Origin of the sequence: Pseudomonas wadenswilerensis (genome assembly GCF_024749185.1) — a bacterium.
Lineage (GTDB): Bacteria > Pseudomonadota > Gammaproteobacteria > Pseudomonadales > Pseudomonadaceae > Aquipseudomonas > Aquipseudomonas wadenswilerensis.
In genome coordinates, this window is record NZ_CP087191.1 from 1,701,931 (window position 1) to 1,718,496 (window position 16,566).

Consider the following 16,566-nt stretch of genomic DNA (forward strand, 5'->3'; position numbering starts at 1 on the left):
CCTAGCTCGCCATCTGCAGCTGCTGGGCGGTGCTTTCGTACAGACGGCGGTAACCTTCGGCGCCGCAGTAGCGGAAGGCGCCAGTGGTCACGCGCGGGGTGCTGTAGTCGGCGCTGGCCGGCTGGTTGTTGCCGTAGAACCAGTCGCTGTACTGGGCGTGGCTCAGGCGCGTGCGCTGGGCGAGCATGCGCGCATGTTGCTGGCGTCGCGAATGGGCCTGGTAACCCTTGACCACGGTGGCGCTGAAGAACTCGCCGACGCTGCCCGAACCGTAGCTGAACAGGCCGATGTGCTGGCCGCTGAGGTCTTCCTCGGTCTTGTCCAGCAGCGACAGCAGGGCGATGTACAGCGAGGCGGTGTAGCAGTTGCCGATGGCTTTGCCGTATAGCTGGCTGGTGTTGTAGGCCTTGTCGCCGAGGGCCTTGGCGGCTTCCGGCTCGATATTCTCGAACACCGAGAAGGCTTTTTTCGCCATCTTGGTGAACGGCTGGTGGAAGCACAGGTAGCTGATGTCAGTGAGGGCCAGGCCGCCATCGGCACGGTAGTTCTGCCAGGCGTGTTGCAGCGACTCGAGGTAGACATCGATCGACAGTTTGCCGTCCACCAGCGCGGTGCTGCGGTAGTTCGGCCGCCAGAAGTCCATGACGTCCAGGCTGTAGCGGCCCTGGTGCGGATGGATCTCCAGCAGGCGCGGGTTTTCGCTGACGATCATCGCCACGGCGCCGGCGCCCTGGGTGCATTCACCCTCGGAGTTCTGCTCGTAGCGGGCGATGTCGGTGGCGATCACCAGGACTTTTTCCTGTGGGCGCTGGCGGACCAGGGCACAGGCCATCTGCAAGCCGGCAGTGGCGCCGTAGCAGGCCTGCTTGAACTCCACCACCCGGCAGTCGGCACGCAGGCCGAGCAGGCTATGGACGAACAGACCGGCCGATTTCGACTGGTCGATGCCGCTTTCAGTGGCCAGGATCACCGTGGCAATGCTGGCCCGGGTTGCGCTGTCGATCAACGGCAGTGCAGCGTTGGCCGCCAGGGTGACGATGTCTTCGTCAGGGGCGGGGACGGCCATGAATTCCTGGCCAATACCCACCAGGTATTTATTAGGGTCGATATTATGCCGTGCGGCAAGTTCATCGAGTGGAAAGAAGTGCTCCGGTACAAACAGCCCAATATCGTCAATGCCGATTTTCATGTGTATGCCCATTTATTATTCGTTCGAGAAGTTCCAGATACACGCCCGGGTTGTAGTTTTCCGGTGCCGACTTATCCAGTTGCAAGTGGCGGTAGAATTATTGCGGCTGAAGGTTCAATCAGGAAAAGCGAAATATTCAGATAGGATTCATGAGGGGGGTTCATGGGTTGTTGACTGTTGTTTTTTTATGACAGGCAGCCGTTGTTTTACGGCGCTGGTGTCGTATTCATTCAGCTATGCAGGGCTTTGTAACAGGCAGGCTAAAGCCTCGCGCAAGCACGAAGCGAAAAGAACAGGTGAAAGACAAGTATTATTTTATTTTGCCGGTTTGTTCGACAATAACTGTTTATTTAAATAATCAGGCGGCGCCGGGTGGAGGTCGCTTTATTGAATGTTTATGCCGGTAGGGGCGGGCGCTGTACACCCGTTTCGCTGTTGCTTTAGTTGTTCGTGCCTGAGTCGCTGAATCCATAGCGTTCTCCCTGAAGGTCGGCGTTTCATCCCTGATTGAACAATCGCTTTGCTATTCAGTTGTCGCATGAAGGCGAAGGCCGGGAAAAGTGAATTAAGTAGCGCTGAACCGGTCACCCGCTTCATGTATCCGCTGCGCCTGTGGTACAAACGCCGGGGTGACGTAGTTGACGTCCCGATGCCGGTCATACAAGGAGGTAGGCATGTTTTCCAAGATCAGTCTCGATCAGTGGCGCGCGTTCGTCTCCACCGTGGAGTGCGGCGGCTTTCAGCAGGCTGGCGAGCACATGTACAAATCCCAGTCGGCGATCAGCCATTCGGTCAATCGCATGGAAATGCTGCTGGGCCAGGAGCTGTTCATCATCGAGGGGCGCAAGGCGGTGCTGACGCCGCTGGGCAAGGCCCTGTTGCCCCAGGCCAAGCACCTGCTGGGGGCGGCGCAGAAGCTCGAACACCTGGCCAACCAGTATCAGCCGGGACTGTTTACCGAGCATGCGATGGCGGTTGACGTGTTGTTTCCCATCGAATTGCTCCAGCAGGGCTTGCATGAGTTCTCCTCGACCTTCAAGGACCACCGCATCCGTTTGTACGAAACCGCCCTGTCCGGAGCCCGCGAGCTGCTGGAAGACGGCAAGGTCGAATTGGGTATCGCCAGCAGCCTGCCGTCCGGTTACCTGCAGGAGTTCCTGCTCAATGTCTCGCTGATCTGCGTGGTGGCCGCCGACCATCCGCTGGCGGCGGTCGAGGGCGAGCTGAGCCTGGATGACATGAAGACTCACCGCCAGGTGGTGATCCGCGATTCGGGTACGCGCAGTTCGCAGAACAGCGGTTGGCTCGGTACCTCGCAGCGCTGGACGGTCAGCAGCCTGGCGGCGGCCAAGACCTTCGTCGAGCGCGGCCTGGGCTTTGCCTGGCTGCCAGAGCACGTGATCGCCGACGAGCTGGCCGATGGCAGCCTGCGCCGAGTGCCGCTGCAGCACCAGCGCGAGCGCGAGGTGCCGATGTACATGGGCTATGCCGAAGAGTTCAAGCACAGCCCGGAGGTGCGGCTGATGGCGCAGATCATTCGTGAGCTGTGCCAGCAGCACAAGGACAGCGCGCAGCGCCTGGTCAGCTGAACCGGCGCCGGCCTGGTTCAGCCCTGGCGGGCCAGGTCGGCGGGCAGGAAATCCTTGTCCGGATCGTAGTCGGGCTTGAGGAACTGGGCCAGGCTCTGCAGGTCGCCGGGGTTGAGGCTGCCGGCCTCAAGCTTGAGGCGCAGGCCATTGAGGATGTAGCCGTAGCGGGCGATGTTGTAGTCGCGCACGGCGTTGTACAGATCCCGCTGGGCATCGAGGATATCGACGATGTTGCGGTTGCCCACCTCGTAACCGGCTTCGGTGGCCTTGAGCGAACCCTGGCTGGAGATGATGGTCTGGCGCCGCGCCCGTACCTGCTCGACATCACTGTTGACCGCACGAAAGGCGTTGCGCGAACGCTCCACCACTTCCCGCTGCAGGCTGGTCTGGTCGTATTCGCTCTGGTCCAGGCGATGGCTGGCCTGGCGCACTCGCGAGCTGGTGCCGCCACCGCTGAAAATCGGCAGCTTGAACTGCACCATCACCGAACTGTCGCGCTGGTTGCCCGCACGCTGGCCAAAGTGGCTGGGGTTGTCCATCAGGTCGCTGTCGCCTTCGGCATAGCCCAGCGCCAGGTTTAGGGTCGGCAGGTGTTCGGCCTTGCTGCTGCGCAGGGTCTGTTCGGCAACCTTCAATTGCGACTGGCTGGCGCGCAGGCGCAGGTTTTGGCTCAGCGCCTGGTCAACCCAGGGCTCGACCTGGTTCGGCACCGGCGCCACCACCGGCAGGCTGTGGCGGATGCCGATCAGCGGCGGCTGCGCTTGCCCGGTCAGGCGCATCAGGGCCTGGTAGGCATCATCGCTGCGGCGCTGGCTGTCGATCAGGTTGGCGTTGGCGCGGTCGAAACTGGCCTGGGCCGAGAGCACGTCGTTCTGGTCGGAGAGGCCGGCATCGAAACTCTGGCGGGTCTGGCGCAACTGGCGCTCGAAGGCGCGCAGTTCGGCCTTGGTCGCGGCCAGGTTGTCCTCGGTCAGCAGGGTGTTGAAGTAGGCCTCGGCGGTGCGCAGGATCAACTGCTGCTGGAATGCCGAGAAATCCAGCTCGGCCTGCTCGCTCTCGGCTTGCGCAGCCTTGAAGGTGAACCAGCGCGAGGCATCGAACAGCGGCTGGTTGAGGGTCAGGCGATAGAGGCTGCCGCTGCGTTCCTCGACATTATGGCGGTCGCTGCGGCGATTGCCGGCATCAGCTTCCAGGGCCACCTGTGGCAGCAACTCGGCGCGGGCTTGGGGCACGCCCTCCTGGCGCGCCAGGTAGTTCTCCCGGGCGGCGGCCATTTCACTATTGTGTGCCACCACCTGGGTGTACACCGACATCAGGCTGCTGCGGTTAGCCTCTTCGGCCTGGGCCAGCGGCGCCAGGATCAGCAGGGTCAGGATCGACTTTCGAAACATGTGCGGTTCTCTTTTTTTACCAAGCCGGTCCCGCAGCAGCCCTTGGGGGCCACCGGGGATGGCGGAGGGAAACAGGCGGGCAGGGCGCAGGCCGTGCCCGGTTGAAGTCAGGCCAGGGCGCTCACGTCGGCCAGTTCCTGGTGGCGTGGCGACTGGTTGGCGGCGCGGTGGTCCTTGGCCAGCAAGGAGTACACGGTCGGCAGGATGAACAGGGTGAACAGGGTGCCGATGAGCATCCCGACCACGATCACCAGGCCCAGGCTGAAGCGGCTGTGGGCGCCGGCGCCACTGGCCAGCAGCAGCGGTACCAGGCCGACGACCATGGCCGCGGTGGTCATCAGGATCGGCCGCAGGCGGATCTCTGCGGCGCGTTCGATGGCGCTGCGGCGGTCGAGCTGTTCGGCCTGTTGCAGTTCGTTGGCGAACTCGACCATGAGGATGCCGTGCTTGCTGATCAGGCCGATCAGGGTCACCAGGCCGATCTGCGTGTAGATGTTCACCGTGGCATAGCCCAGGTACAGCGGGATCAGCGCACCGCAGATCGACATCGGCACGCTGATGAGGATCACCAGCGGATCGCGCAGGCTTTCGAACTGCGCGGCCAGCACCAGGTAAATCACCAGGATGGCGAAGATGAAGGTGATCACCAGGGCGCTGCCTTCCTGCACGAACTGGCGGGCGTCGGACAGCCAGTCATGGCTGAAGCCCACCGGCAGGTTGTCGGCCTGGGCGCTGAGGAACTGCACCGCAGCGCCGATGCTCACCCCCGGCGCCGGCACGGCCTGCAAGGTGGCCGAGTTGAGCTGGTTGAACTGGGTCAGCTTGTTGGCCTCGATCGACATGTCGAAACTGACCAGGGTCGACAGCGGGATCTGTGCGCCGTTGGCTGCCTTGACGTATTGCCCGACCAGCATCTCGGCGGACATGCGCTGGTTGCGCAGCACCTGCGGAATCACATCGTAGGAGCGGCCGTTGAGGGCGAAGCGGTTGATGTAGTTCTCGCCCACCAGCACCGCCAGGGCATCGCCGATGGCCTGCATGCTGATGCCCAGGTCGTTGGCCTTGTTGCGGTCGATGGTGATATTGACCAAGGGGCTGTTGAAGTCCAGGTCGCTGTCGACCACGGCAAACAGGCCGCTGGCCATGGCGGCCTGCTTGATCTTCTCCATCGCCTCGAATACCACCCGGTGTTCCTGGGAGCTCTGGATCACCATCTGCACCGGCAGGCCACCGGTGGAGCCTGGCAGCGACGGCAGCTGGAAGGCGAAGATGCTGACACCCTCGATTTCACCGACCGCCTTCTGGATCTCGCCTTGAAGTTCGTCGGCGCTGCGTTCACGCTCTTCCCAGACGCTGAGGTTGGCGCCGCCGAAAGCGGTGCGCGGGCCATCGTTGCCATTGACCACCCAGGTGATGTCGGTTTCCGGAAAGCTGGCGAACAGGCGGTCCATCTTCATGGCATAGACTTCGGTGTAATCGATGTTGGCGTATTGCGGCGCCTTGGCCACGGCCAGCACCTGGGCCTGGTCTTCGACCGGCGCCAGTTCGCGCTGGGCGCCGAGGTACAGGACCGGCAGGCTGATGAACACCGCCGCCGCCACCACCAGGGTCACGCTGCGATGGTGCAGGGAGATGTCCAGCAGGCGCCGGTAGCTATTGCCCAGGCTGTGGAAGAACCGTTCGGCGGCGCGGGCCATCGGCCCTTCGTTGACCTGGCGGCTGAGCAGGAACGAGCTCATCACCGGCGACAGGGTCAGGGCCACCACCCCGGACACCACCACCGCCCCGGCCAGGGTAAAGGCGAACTCCTTGAACAGCGCCCCGGTCAGCCCGCCCATCAGGCCGATCGGTGCATACACCGCCGCCAGGGTCAGGGTCATGGCAATCACCGGCCCGGCGATTTCCCGGGCGCCGACCAGCGCCGCATGCAGCGGCGACTTGCCCGACTCGATATGGCGGTGGACGTTCTCCACCACCACGATCGCATCGTCGACCACCAGGCCGATGGCCAGGACCATGGCCAGCAGGGTCAGCAGGTTGATGCTGAAACCGAACAGGCTCATGATCGCCGCCGCACCGATCAGCGACAGCGGAATGGTCACCAGCGGGATCAGCACGGTGCGCAGCGAACCGAGGAACAGGAAGATCACCACGGCGACGATGATCACCGCTTCGACCAGGGTCTTGAGCACTTCGTCGATCGACGCCTGGATGAAGCGCGCCACCTCGAAGACGATGTTCGCGGTCATGCCCGGCGGCATGTTTTCGCGAACTTGCGGCATCAGGTCCTTGACCCCCTGGACGATGGTCAGCGGGTTGCCGGTAGGGGTCGGGTGCAGGCCGATGAACACGCTCGGTTCACCGTCCATGATGCCGCTGGTGTCAAAGGACGTGGCGCCCAGCTCGGCGGTGCCGATATCGCTGAGGCGGATCAGGGTGTCGCCCTGGGTCTTGACCACCATCTGGCGGAACTGCTCGACGCTGGTCAGGTCGGTGTTGACGTTGATGTTGGCCGAGACGTACTGGCCCTTGGTCTGGCCCGGGGCGGCCTGGAAGTTATTGTTGCGGATCGCTTCGGCGACATCGCTGGCAGAGATGTTGCGCGCCGCCATGCGCGCCGGGTCCAGCCACAGGCGCATGGCCAGTTTCTGCCCGCCGAGGATCTGCGCTTCGGCGACGCCGTCCACCGAGGCGAACAGCGGTTGCACCACCCGCGAGATATAGTCGGTGATGGCCGGCAGGCCGATCTCCTTGCTCGAGAAGCCGACATAGATCACCGCCGTGCCTTCCCCCGAGGACTTGGCAATCACCGAGTCATAGGCGCCTTCGGGCAGGCGGTACTTCACCTGGTTGACCGCGGCCATGATCTCGGTGAGCGCCTTGTTCGAATCGGCGTTGAGCTTGAGGCGGATGCTGATCACGCTCTTGCCCTGGGTCGAGGTCGAACTCAGGTAGTCGACGCCGTCCACCGAGGCGACCGCCTGGGCGATGGGCTGGGTGACGAAGCCCTGCATCAAGGAGGAGCGGGCCCCCGGGTATTCGGTGGTGACGGTGATGGTCGCGCTTTCCAGCTGCGGGTACTGGCGGATCGGCAGGTTCAGCAAGGCCAGCAGGCCGAGCATGACGATCATCGAACAGACGACCAGCGTCAGCACTGGCCGACGGATGAACAGGTCAGTGAATTTCATAGCGGAACAAGTCCCTTTCAAAGGCACGCAAGGCGCAGGTCGGCGTTACAGTTGCTGGGCCACGTCGGGTTTCTTCAGGTCGCTGGCGGCCATGGCATCCTGGGTCAGGCGCACTGGCATGCCGTTGCTCAGGCGGATCTGCCCGGAGACCACCACCCGGTCGTTGGCATTGATCGCATCGAGTACCACCACCCGGTCATTGCGCCGCGCGCCGAGCTTGACGAAGACCTGCTCGACATTCAGCTGGCCGTTGTTCTCGCGCAGGACGAACAGCGAGTTGCCGTAGGCGTTGTAGCTGATCGCGGTTTCCGGAACGCTGAGCACATCGGCCAGGCTCGGCAGCTCGACGCTGACGTTGGCGAACATGCCCGGCTTGAGCAGCAGTTCGGGGTTGTCCAGGGTCGCCTGGACCTGCATCGAACGGGCGCCGGGGTCGATCTGCGGCTCCAGGGTGGTGACCGTGGCCTGGAACGGGCGCTGCGGCCAGGCGTCGACCTTGAGGTTGATCAGCTGCCCGGGTTGCAACTGGGCGGCGGCCTGTTCCGGCAGCGAGAAGTTCACGTACAGGCGCGACAGCTGGGTCAGGGTCACCACGCTGTCGCCGGGGCTGATGTACTGGCCCAGGTCGACCTTGCGGATCCCCAGCACGCCGGCGAACGGCGCGCGGATGGTCTTCTGGTTGATCACCGCCTGGACCCGGGCGATCTCGCCACGGACTTGATCGTAGTTGGCCTGGGCCTGGTCCAGTTGCGACTGGGTCGAGGCCAGCAGCAACACCTTGCGCGTGCGCTCCAGGGCCAGCTTGGCGTTCTTGGCCTGGGCCTGGAGCTTGGCCAGGTCGCCTTGCTCCGGGCCGTCGTTGAGCTTGAGCAGCACCTGGTTGGCGCTGACGGCCTTGCCGGCGGTGAAATTGAGTTCGACGATGCGTCCGCCGACTTCCGGCGATACCTGCACCTGTTGCACCGCGGCCAGGGTGCCGACGCTGGACAGCACCACCGGCATCGGCCCCGACTGCACATTGGCCACGGCCACCGGGGTAGCTGGCGCCGCGGTCGGTGCCGGTGCGCTGGTGTCGCTGACGCCGTTTGGCGACCAGACCATGAAGGCTGCCGCCAATGCCGCGACGGCGCTGCCTGAACCTACCCAGTAGCGCGCTTTCATTGCACCGCTCCTTCTGGCTTGGCCGCCAGTTCCTGACGAATGTTGTTCAGTGACTGGCGCAGTTGCTCAAGCCCCAGGGCGCCTGGGATCAGGTACCGATCGGCAATCACCAGCGACGGCACCGAGCTGATGCCCAGGTGGCGGCCCAGGCGCAGGTCCTGTTCGAGCAGGGCCGGAGCGTCATGCTCGAAGGCGTGCTCGAAGGCCTGCGGGTCAAAGCCGGCTTCGGCGGCAATCGCCAGTACCGTGGCCTTGTCGCCGATGTTGCGGCTTTGCACCAGGTGCGCCAGTTGCAGGCGATCGAACATCTGCTCGTGAGCGGCATTGCCCCCCAGCGCATTGGCGGTCTGGCAGGCGCGGGCGGCGAGCAGGCCGTTGGGGTATTCGAACGGTTGCTGGCGCATGCCTTCGATGTTGATGCGTTTTTCATCCTCGGCGCGGGCGCAGGCTTGCCAGTGGCCGAGGATGGTGTCCTTGGCCTGGGGCATCGAGCCGAAGCGCTCGATCATCGCCTCACGGCTGGTTTGCAGAATGAAACTGCGGTGCTGGATATCCAGGTCGAGTTCGGCTTGCAGCTGCTTGAGCCGCGGGGCGAGGACGAAGCACCAGCCGCAGACGACATCGTGGAAAAATTCGACTTTCAAGGAGGACATGGTAGTGACCCGATAGCAGAGGGGATGGAGGCACTATCCACAGCGGCTGGGGGAGAAAAAAGCGACAAAAGTGCAGCTAATCCTCCCATCCCCTTCATCGATGGCCGAACGGCCTGCCAGCACGGGCCGGGCAAGGTAGAATGGGCGCCTTTAGCCAACTGATTGTGCCCATGACTTCCGTGATCGATACCCTCCAGCAGCACCTGCTCGCCGCCCTTGACCCGGCGCCGGGCGAAACCCGCCGCGTGTTCCATGGCCGCGGGCGCTGCTGGCCGGGGTTGGAGCAGATCACCGTGGACTGGCTGCAGGGTGTGCTGCTGGTGTCGCTGTTTCGCGAGCCGCCCGAAGGCCAGTTGCCGGCGCTGGAGCAGATGCTCCTGGCCCTGGCCGAAGCGCCGTGCTGGAGCGGCCAGGCGATCCTGATCCAGCACCGCTACCTGCCGGACAGCCCCGGCCAATGGTTGCTGGGTACGCCCAGCGAGCACTGGCTGATCGATGAGGACGGCCTGCGTTATCAGCTGGACCTGGGCCTGAAGCAGAACACCGGTTTGTTCCTCGACATGCGCTATGGCCGGCGCTGGGTACGCGAGCAGGCGGCGGGCAAGCGCGTGCTCAACCTGTTCGCCTATACCTGCGGGTTTTCGCTGGCGGCGATTGCCGGTGGCGCCGAGCAGGTGGTGAATCTGGACATGGCGCGTTCAGCGCTGAGCCGTGGGCGCGACAACCATCGGCATAACGGCCATGACCTGGGCAAGGTGAGTTTTCTTGGCCATGAGCTGTTCAAGTCGTGGGGCAAGGTGCGCAAGTCAGGGCCCTATGACCTGATCATCATCGACCCGCCGACCTTCCAGAAAGGCAGCTTCGTCCTGACCCAGGATTACCGCAAGATCCTGCGGCGCCTGCCGGAGCTGTTGAACGACGGCGGCACGGTGCTGGCCTGCGTTAACGACCCGGCGATCGGCCCGGACTTTCTCATCGAAGGCATGGCCGCAGAAGCGCCGGGGCTGGCCTTCGTCGAACGCCTGGCCAACCCGCCGGAATTCCCCGACAGCGATCCGGCGGGCGGGCTCAAGGCCCTGGTGTTCAGGGACCTTGTGTAGACGCGGGCTTGCCCCGCGATAGCATTCTGTCAGCCATCGCGCATCGCGGGGCAAGCCCGCTTCTACTTGGCCAACCGTCGCCAGCCGAGCACCACACCACTGACACTCAGCACCAGCCCGCCCAGGCTGAACAGGATCATCCAGGCATCCCACAGCGGCCGCTGTTGCAGCAATGGCAACCAGTCCCAGCTGTGCAGCAATGAGAACAACCAGCGCGACACGCGCCGGGGCTGGTCCAGCACGCCCAGCATCTCGCCGGTGTACAGGTCCAGGTGCAGCCAGCTCTGCTGCGGGTCTTCAAAGCGTACGCGCAACACCGGCAAACGCTTTTCCAGGTGGCCGAGCATGCTGTGCTCGGCCCTGGCGTAGTAGTAGAAGTCGTAGGTTTCTAGCTGCTCGCTGTGCATCTGGCCCTGAGGCAAAATCGCTTGCGCTGCACGCTCCAGTACGTCCCGTGGCAGGCGCTCGAGTACCTGCCCGTCGGCCATCGACAGCACCCGGGTTCGGCCAGCACCCTCATGGCCGACCAGATAGCCCGCACCGCCGATCAAGCGCCACTCAAGTTCACGGGCCTTGAAGCCTTGCTGGCCAAACCGCGCCAGCGCCTCGTTGGCCGAGAGCGGGAAAGCCGCCGCGGTCAAAGGCCCGCCTTGATAGGCCGCAACGTTCAAGGGCGCTGAACTGCTGAACAGCCGCCACGGGTTCATCGACATCAAGCCACTGAAGATCCAGGTGATCGCCAGCACGCCGAACAGCAAGCCGCCGATATGGTGCCAGCGGGCAAACCCGCGGTAGGGCGAGCGCGAGCCACTGCGGTAGGGCTGGCGCAGACGCCAACGGAGGATGCCGATCACCGCGCCGAGCAGCGCCATCAGCGTGCCGGCCAGCGACAGGTAGATCACCAGGTTGCTCCACAGGCCGTCCGCGCCAATGCCACGCAACGGGTACAGCCAGTGCAGCCAGGCGCCGACCAGGTTCCAGCCGCGCTCCACGGCGCTGGCATCGCGCACCACTTCGCCGGTATGGCCGGAGATGTACAGCAGGGTACGCTCGCCATCGTCGAGCTGGACCCGCTGTAACGGCCGCTCGGCGTCCAGGGCGCGCGAGTGGCTCCACAGGTCCTCACTCACTGCGCCGCGATAGCTGGCCTTTGCCCCCGGGTCGTACTGACGAGCACTGGCCAGCGCCTGGTCGCGGTCGATCGGTTGCAGGCGCTGGCCCGTGCGGGCATCCACCGCCACGCTGGCGTGACCCGGATAGCCGAACAGGTAGCGCGGCGTGCCGGCCACCATGATCAGGCGGATGCTTGCCGGGTTGCGCTCGGCATCGGCGCTGCGCAGGGCAGTGCCGAGGTCGACGCAGCAATCCTGCAGGCGCAACTGCGGCAGGTGAGCGAAGTGCTCGCGCGGGGTCAGCTTGGGGTAGCCGACATAGAGCATGACCATCCCCGAAAAGAACCACAGGGCCATGAACAGGCACAGCCCGATGCCCAGCCAGCGGTGCCACAGGTACAGGTAACGTTTCATCGGTGGCGTCCTAGAAGCGCGTCTGCACGGCCAGCTCCAGGGTGCGCGGGGCACCGAGGTAGAGCATGCTCGCAGAGGTCCAGCGGGCGTACACCTCGTCGGTCAGGTTGCGCACCCGGGCGGTGATGCGCGTGTCGTCATCGACCTTGAAACCGAGGAAGGCGCCGAAGATCGTGTATGACGGCGCATAGCGGGTGTTGGCTGCATCGGCATACACCGAAGATACATAGCGGCTGTCGGCACCGACTTGCCAGCTCGGGTCGATGTCGTAGGTCAGCCACAGGTTGGCGACCCGCTCGGGGATGTTGGTCGGGGTGTTACCCTTGCGCGAGATCGAGCGGCCGCCGACGTTCTCGTTGAACTCATCGTACTGGGCGTCGACATAGGCGAAGTTGCCCTCGGCCAGCAGCTTCGGCGTGACGTGCAGCGACGCGGCCACCTCGACCCCGCGTGAGGATTGCTTGCCCACCGGCTGGGTGACGCTGGGGTTGGCGGCGTCGGCGGTGGCCAGGTTCTTGCGCTCGATATGGTAGGCGGCGACGGTAGCGGCACCACGGCCGTCGAGGAAGCTGAACTTGCTGCCCACTTCCAGTTGCTTGCCGGTGCTCAGGTCGAAGTCGCGTACCGAGGCGAAGCTGGCGGTGCTGAGCATGCCCGAGGGCGGGTCGGCGGCGGTGCTGTACTGCACGTAGACGTTGGCCGCCGGGGTCAGTTCGTAGACCAGGCCGATGCGCCCGGTGGTGGGCTCGTAGCTGCGCTGGAAGTCCAGCGGGTTGTTGGCATCGACCGTGCGGTAGTTGTGCACATCGAGGTCGATATGGTCGTAGCGCAAACCAGTGAGCAGCGACAGGCGCTCAGTCAGTTGCAGACGGTTTTCGACGAACGCCGCCCAGGTGTCGACGGTGTTCTCGCGGTTCTTCTGATAGCCCGGGACCATGCCGTTCAGATCATAGAAATGCCCGGGTTCGAAGGTGGCCGGGTCGACGCTGTCGAAAATGCCGGTGATCGAGCGCGGGTAGCTCATCTGCACGTTGTGGCTGTAGTCCAGGCCCGCCGACCACTGGCTGTTCAAGCCGAACAACTGGCCTTCGTGGAGCAGCTCGAAGCGGTTGCCGTTGAGTTCCTGGTCGTGGCGTTGCAGCAGCGCGTTGGAGCGGTTTACCCGGCTGTTGTCGGCGTTGTAGGCGTAGGTTTCGAGGTTACGGAAGTTACGCTCGGTGTTGTAGTGGTAGAGAGTGTTGCGCAGCGAGGTGTTGTCGTTGAAACGGTAGTCGGTGATCGAGCGCAGCCAGCGCACGCGCTGTTCGTAGCGGCCGTCTTCGACGTTGTAGTTCTCGAAGCGGCGGCTCTCGTCGACCTTCATTTCGCCACCCAGCGGGTTGAGCACCGGGCTGCCCCAATAGGGGCTGTCGACCGTTTCGTTCTGATACTCCACGGCCAGGGTGTGGGACAGCTGGTCGTTGATGTCGGTGAGCAGGGAGAACGCCACGGTCCAGGCATCGCGCTCTTCGCGATCGACATAGCCATTGCTTTTGCTGTGGCTGAAATCCAGGCGGGCGTAGTTGCGGATGCCGTCGCCGTCGTTGAGCGCATGGTTGAAGCCGAACGAGGTCTCGCTGCTGTCATAGGAGCCGTACTTGATTCGCCCCTCGTTGAAGTTCTCGTCGCGGCTGGCCAGCTTGGTGATGTAGTTGATCGATCCACCCACGGCACCGGCACCGAAGAGGAAGCTCGACGGCCCGCCGACGGCTTCGACCCGGTCATAGATCCAGCTGTCCACCGGGCGCGCGGCGATGGAGTCGTATTGCACGCTGATGCCGTTGAACAGCTGGGTGATCTGTGCCCCGGAAAAGCCCCGATAAGCCACTGAGCCGGCAGAGCCGGGCGGCGAGGCGGCGGTCATGCCGGGCACGCCGTTGAGCACGTCCTGGGTAGTCTGGGCGCCGCGCTGCTGAATCTGCTGGCGGTTGACGATGTTCACCGAAGCCGGGGTTTCCCGTGGCGTCAGGCCAAGGCGTGAGCCGGTTTGCGACGGGGTGTCGAGCAGTACGCCGTCTTCGGCGTCGGCGCGGCCGTTGATGCGCAGGTCGGGCAGGGTCAGCGGCGTCTCGGCCACAGCATTGAAGGACAGCGCGCACAGCAGCGCCGCGCAACCGGAAAGGCGATAGGAGTAGGGCATGAATCACACTCTGGAAATTGAGCCAGCGGCCGCCTGCACCTGTCAGGCAGGCGCAGCAAAAACGGCCGGTTCAGGCAGCCCGGGGAGCTGCCAGGAGGTTCAAGCCAGAAGCGGGGAGGCGCGGGGGTTGGCGGCGGGCCAGCAATAGCGCGGCGGTGCTTTGCTGCGCAGCTCACGGTGATAGCGACGTACACGAGTGACCGCCAGCAGCCAGCCGATGACCAGCGCAAGGCCCAGGCAAACTACGGCGGCGGCGCACACCGGGCAGGTTTGCATGCTGTCCCAGCCGGCCACCGACTGGTCGTCGAAATCGCTTTTCAGTGTCGGCCCGGCGCTGCCCATGGCTGAGCAATAGGCGCCGCCAATGCCATTGAGCTGCAGGCCCATCATCTGCCCGTGACCGATCCCGCAGGCGAACAGATTGAACAGGACACAGAAGTACAAGGTCCAGGCAATCAGCGGGCGGTCGGAGGGGGTGCGGTTCATGGCCGCGACTTTAGCACCGATGCCCGCAGGCGTTAAAGCCGAATCAGGCCTGTTGTTCGGTGAGTTTCAGCGGCGGCGGGTTGTATTGCGCGAAGCAATCGCCGGGCAAACCCGCTCCTACACATTCAGTAGGAGCGGGCTTGCCCGGCGATGAGGCCCTTACTGCCCGGTATAGATCTGGTCGAAAATCCCGCCATCGTTGAAGTGGGTTTTCTGCACGGTGCGCCAGTCACCGAAGGTCTTCTCTACCGACAGGAAGTCGACTTTCGGGAAGCGGTCGGTGTACTTGGCCAGTACCGCCGCATCACGCGGACGCAGGTAGTTGTTGGCAGCAATTTCCTGCGCCTCTGGCGACCACAGGTACTTCAGGTATTCCTCGGCGGTGGCGCGGCTGCCTTTCTTGTCGACCACCTTGTCGACCACGCTCACTGGCGGCTCGGCCTCGGCGGAGACGCTCGGGTAGATCACTTCGAACTGATCGCGACCGAACTCGCGGGCGATCATTTCGGCTTCGTTCTCGAAGGTCACCAGCACGTCGCCGATCTGGTTGGTCATGAAGGTGGTGGTCGCGGCGCGGCCACCGGTGTCGAGCACTGGCGCCTGCTTGAACAGCTTGCCGACAAAGTCCTTGGCCTTGTTCTCGTCACCGCCGTTCTTCAGCACATAGCCCCAGGCCGAGAGGTAGGTGTAGCGGCCGTTGCCGGAGGTTTTCGGGTTAGGCACGATGACCTGGACACCGTCCTTGAGCAGGTCGGGCCAGTCTTTCAGGGCCTTGGGGTTGCCCTTGCGGACGATGAACACGGTGGCCGAAGTGAACGGCGCGCTGTTGTTCGGCAGGCGGCTGACCCAATTGTCCGGCACCAGCTTGCCATTGTCGGCCAGGGCATTGATGTCGGTGGCCATGTTCATGGTGATGACGTCAGCCGGCAGGCCATCGATCACCGAACGGGCCTGCTTGCTCGAACCACCGAAGGACATCTGCACGGTGATCTTCTCTTTGTGCTCGGCTTCCCAGTGCTTCTGGAACGCGGCGTTGTAGTCCTTGTAGAAGTCGCGCATCACGTCATACGAGACGTTCAGCAAAGGTGCCGGAGCAGCCTGGGCCACGGAGCCGAAGGCGAGGCCGGCGGCCAGAAGCGAGGCACTGAAGAGTTTTTTCACTGCGCATTCCTTGTTCGAGTTGGCGTTAAAGGCATTATGCCAGCGACTATAGCGGTTGGACCTTAGGCGCTAAAAGATTAAAAAGTGCTTTGCTTATTACGTTTTATTGAACAGTGCGTTACCGCAACGGGAGCAGAACGCGGCGCCGTGTTCATGGCTGTTTTTCCGACACACCGGGCAGTCGTGCTGCAGCTGTTCGCCGCGCATGGCGTTGGCCAGCTCCGCGGTGAAAATCCCGGTGGGCACGGCAATGATCGAATAACCGGTGATCATTACCATCGACGACAGCACCTGGCCCAGCGGAGTCTTGGGCACGATGTCGCCAAAGCCGACCGTGGTCAGGGTGACGATGGCCCAGTAGATGCCCTTGGGGATGCTGGTAAAGCCATGCTCGGGGCCTTCGACTACGTACATCAGGGTGCCGAACACGGTCACCAGGGTCGAGACGCTGAGCAAAAAGACGATGATCTTCTGCTTGCTGCCGCGCAACGCCGTGAGCAGGTAGTTGGCCTGCTTCAGGTAAGGGCTGAGCTTGAGCACCCGGAAGATCCGCAGCATACGGATGACGCGGATGATCAGCAGGTACTGGGCGTCGCTGTAATACAGGGCGATGATCCCCGGGACGATGGCCAGCAGGTCGACCAGGCCATAGAAGCTGAAGGCGTAGCGCAAGGGCTTGGGCGAGCAGTACAGGCGGATCAGGTACTCGACCAGGAAGATCGCGGTAAAGCCCCACTCGATGGCCGCCAGCAGCCCGGCGTAGCGCTGGTGCACCTCGTCGATGCTGTCCAGGATCACCGTCACCAGGCTGGCGAGAATGATCAGCAGCAGGATCTTGTCGAAGCGTCGGCCGGCGACGGTGTCGGTTTGAAAGACGATGACGTAGAGCTGCTCGCGCCAACTCGAAGGGGTGTCCATAGGCTCGTTCCAAAGGCAGATGGGC

The 16,566-nt window shown here is 63.6% G+C and carries 12 protein-coding genes; 2 read left to right on the plus strand and 10 right to left on the minus strand.

Annotated features, from left to right (window positions below; genetic code table 11):
• Nucleotide 1 precedes the first annotated feature (1 nt).
• The gene (locus LOY45_RS07930) at nucleotides 2-1,189 is read right to left on the minus strand and encodes a hydroxymethylglutaryl-CoA synthase (protein WP_258578931.1); all 1,188 of its coding nucleotides are present in this window, start codon (nucleotides 1,187-1,189) and stop codon (nucleotides 2-4) included.
• Nucleotides 1,190-1,863: 674 nt separating this feature from the next.
• Here LOY45_RS07930 and LOY45_RS07935 point away from each other — a divergent pair.
• Complete coding sequence (locus LOY45_RS07935; RefSeq protein ID WP_115088028.1) at nucleotides 1,864-2,778, plus strand: LysR family transcriptional regulator; 915 nt, start codon at nucleotides 1,864-1,866, stop codon at nucleotides 2,776-2,778.
• Between the two features lie 17 nt (nucleotides 2,779-2,795).
• Here LOY45_RS07935 and LOY45_RS07940 read toward each other — a convergent pair whose 3' ends face one another.
• From LOY45_RS07940 to LOY45_RS07955, 4 genes are all read right to left on the minus strand, one after another.
• Nucleotides 2,796-4,169 carry a TolC family outer membrane protein gene (locus LOY45_RS07940; RefSeq protein WP_115088027.1) on the minus strand — a complete coding sequence of 458 codons (1,374 nt, stop codon included), beginning with the start codon at nucleotides 4,167-4,169 and terminating at the stop codon, nucleotides 2,796-2,798.
• A 107-nt stretch (nucleotides 4,170-4,276) separates the two neighbouring features.
• Nucleotides 4,277-7,357: a MexW/MexI family multidrug efflux RND transporter permease subunit gene (locus tag LOY45_RS07945; protein ID WP_115088026.1), complete on the minus strand. Its 3,081-nt coding sequence runs from the start codon at nucleotides 7,355-7,357 to the stop codon at nucleotides 4,277-4,279.
• Nucleotides 7,358-7,402: 45 nt separating this feature from the next.
• Nucleotides 7,403-8,518 (minus strand): efflux RND transporter periplasmic adaptor subunit, encoded by a 1,116-nt coding sequence (locus LOY45_RS07950; protein WP_115088025.1) that lies wholly within the window; start codon nucleotides 8,516-8,518, stop codon nucleotides 7,403-7,405.
• Nucleotides 8,515-9,171 (minus strand): DsbA family oxidoreductase, encoded by a 657-nt coding sequence (locus LOY45_RS07955; protein WP_115088024.1) that lies wholly within the window; start codon nucleotides 9,169-9,171, stop codon nucleotides 8,515-8,517. Before LOY45_RS07955 ends, LOY45_RS07950 begins: the two co-directional genes overlap by 4 nt.
• A 170-nt stretch (nucleotides 9,172-9,341) precedes the next feature.
• Between LOY45_RS07955 and LOY45_RS07960 the strand changes: the two genes are divergently transcribed.
• Nucleotides 9,342-10,271, plus strand: a complete 930-nt coding sequence (locus tag LOY45_RS07960) for a class I SAM-dependent methyltransferase (protein ID WP_258578932.1) — start codon at nucleotides 9,342-9,344, stop codon at nucleotides 10,269-10,271.
• A 62-nt stretch (nucleotides 10,272-10,333) separates the two neighbouring features.
• Here LOY45_RS07960 and LOY45_RS07965 read toward each other — a convergent pair whose 3' ends face one another.
• The 5 genes from LOY45_RS07965 to LOY45_RS07985 form a co-directional block, all read right to left on the minus strand.
• Nucleotides 10,334-11,797 (minus strand): PepSY domain-containing protein, encoded by a 1,464-nt coding sequence (locus LOY45_RS07965; RefSeq protein WP_258578933.1) that lies wholly within the window; start codon nucleotides 11,795-11,797, stop codon nucleotides 10,334-10,336.
• Nucleotides 11,798-11,807: 10 nt separating this feature from the next.
• Nucleotides 11,808-13,976, minus strand: a complete 2,169-nt coding sequence (locus LOY45_RS07970) for a TonB-dependent receptor (RefSeq protein WP_258578934.1) — start codon at nucleotides 13,974-13,976, stop codon at nucleotides 11,808-11,810.
• Nucleotides 13,977-14,075: 99 nt separating this feature from the next.
• A complete protein-coding gene (locus LOY45_RS07975; protein ID WP_115088021.1) occupies nucleotides 14,076-14,462 on the minus strand; it encodes a DUF2946 domain-containing protein in 387 nt (128 codons plus the stop codon).
• A gap of 159 nt (nucleotides 14,463-14,621) precedes the next feature.
• Entirely contained in the window at nucleotides 14,622-15,623 is a 1,002-nt protein-coding gene (locus LOY45_RS07980; protein ID WP_115088020.1) for a sulfate ABC transporter substrate-binding protein, read from the minus strand.
• A 96-nt stretch (nucleotides 15,624-15,719) separates the two neighbouring features.
• Nucleotides 15,720-16,541, minus strand: a complete 822-nt coding sequence (locus LOY45_RS07985) for an ion transporter (RefSeq protein ID WP_233673986.1) — start codon at nucleotides 16,539-16,541, stop codon at nucleotides 15,720-15,722.
• Nucleotides 16,542-16,566 lie beyond the last annotated feature (25 nt).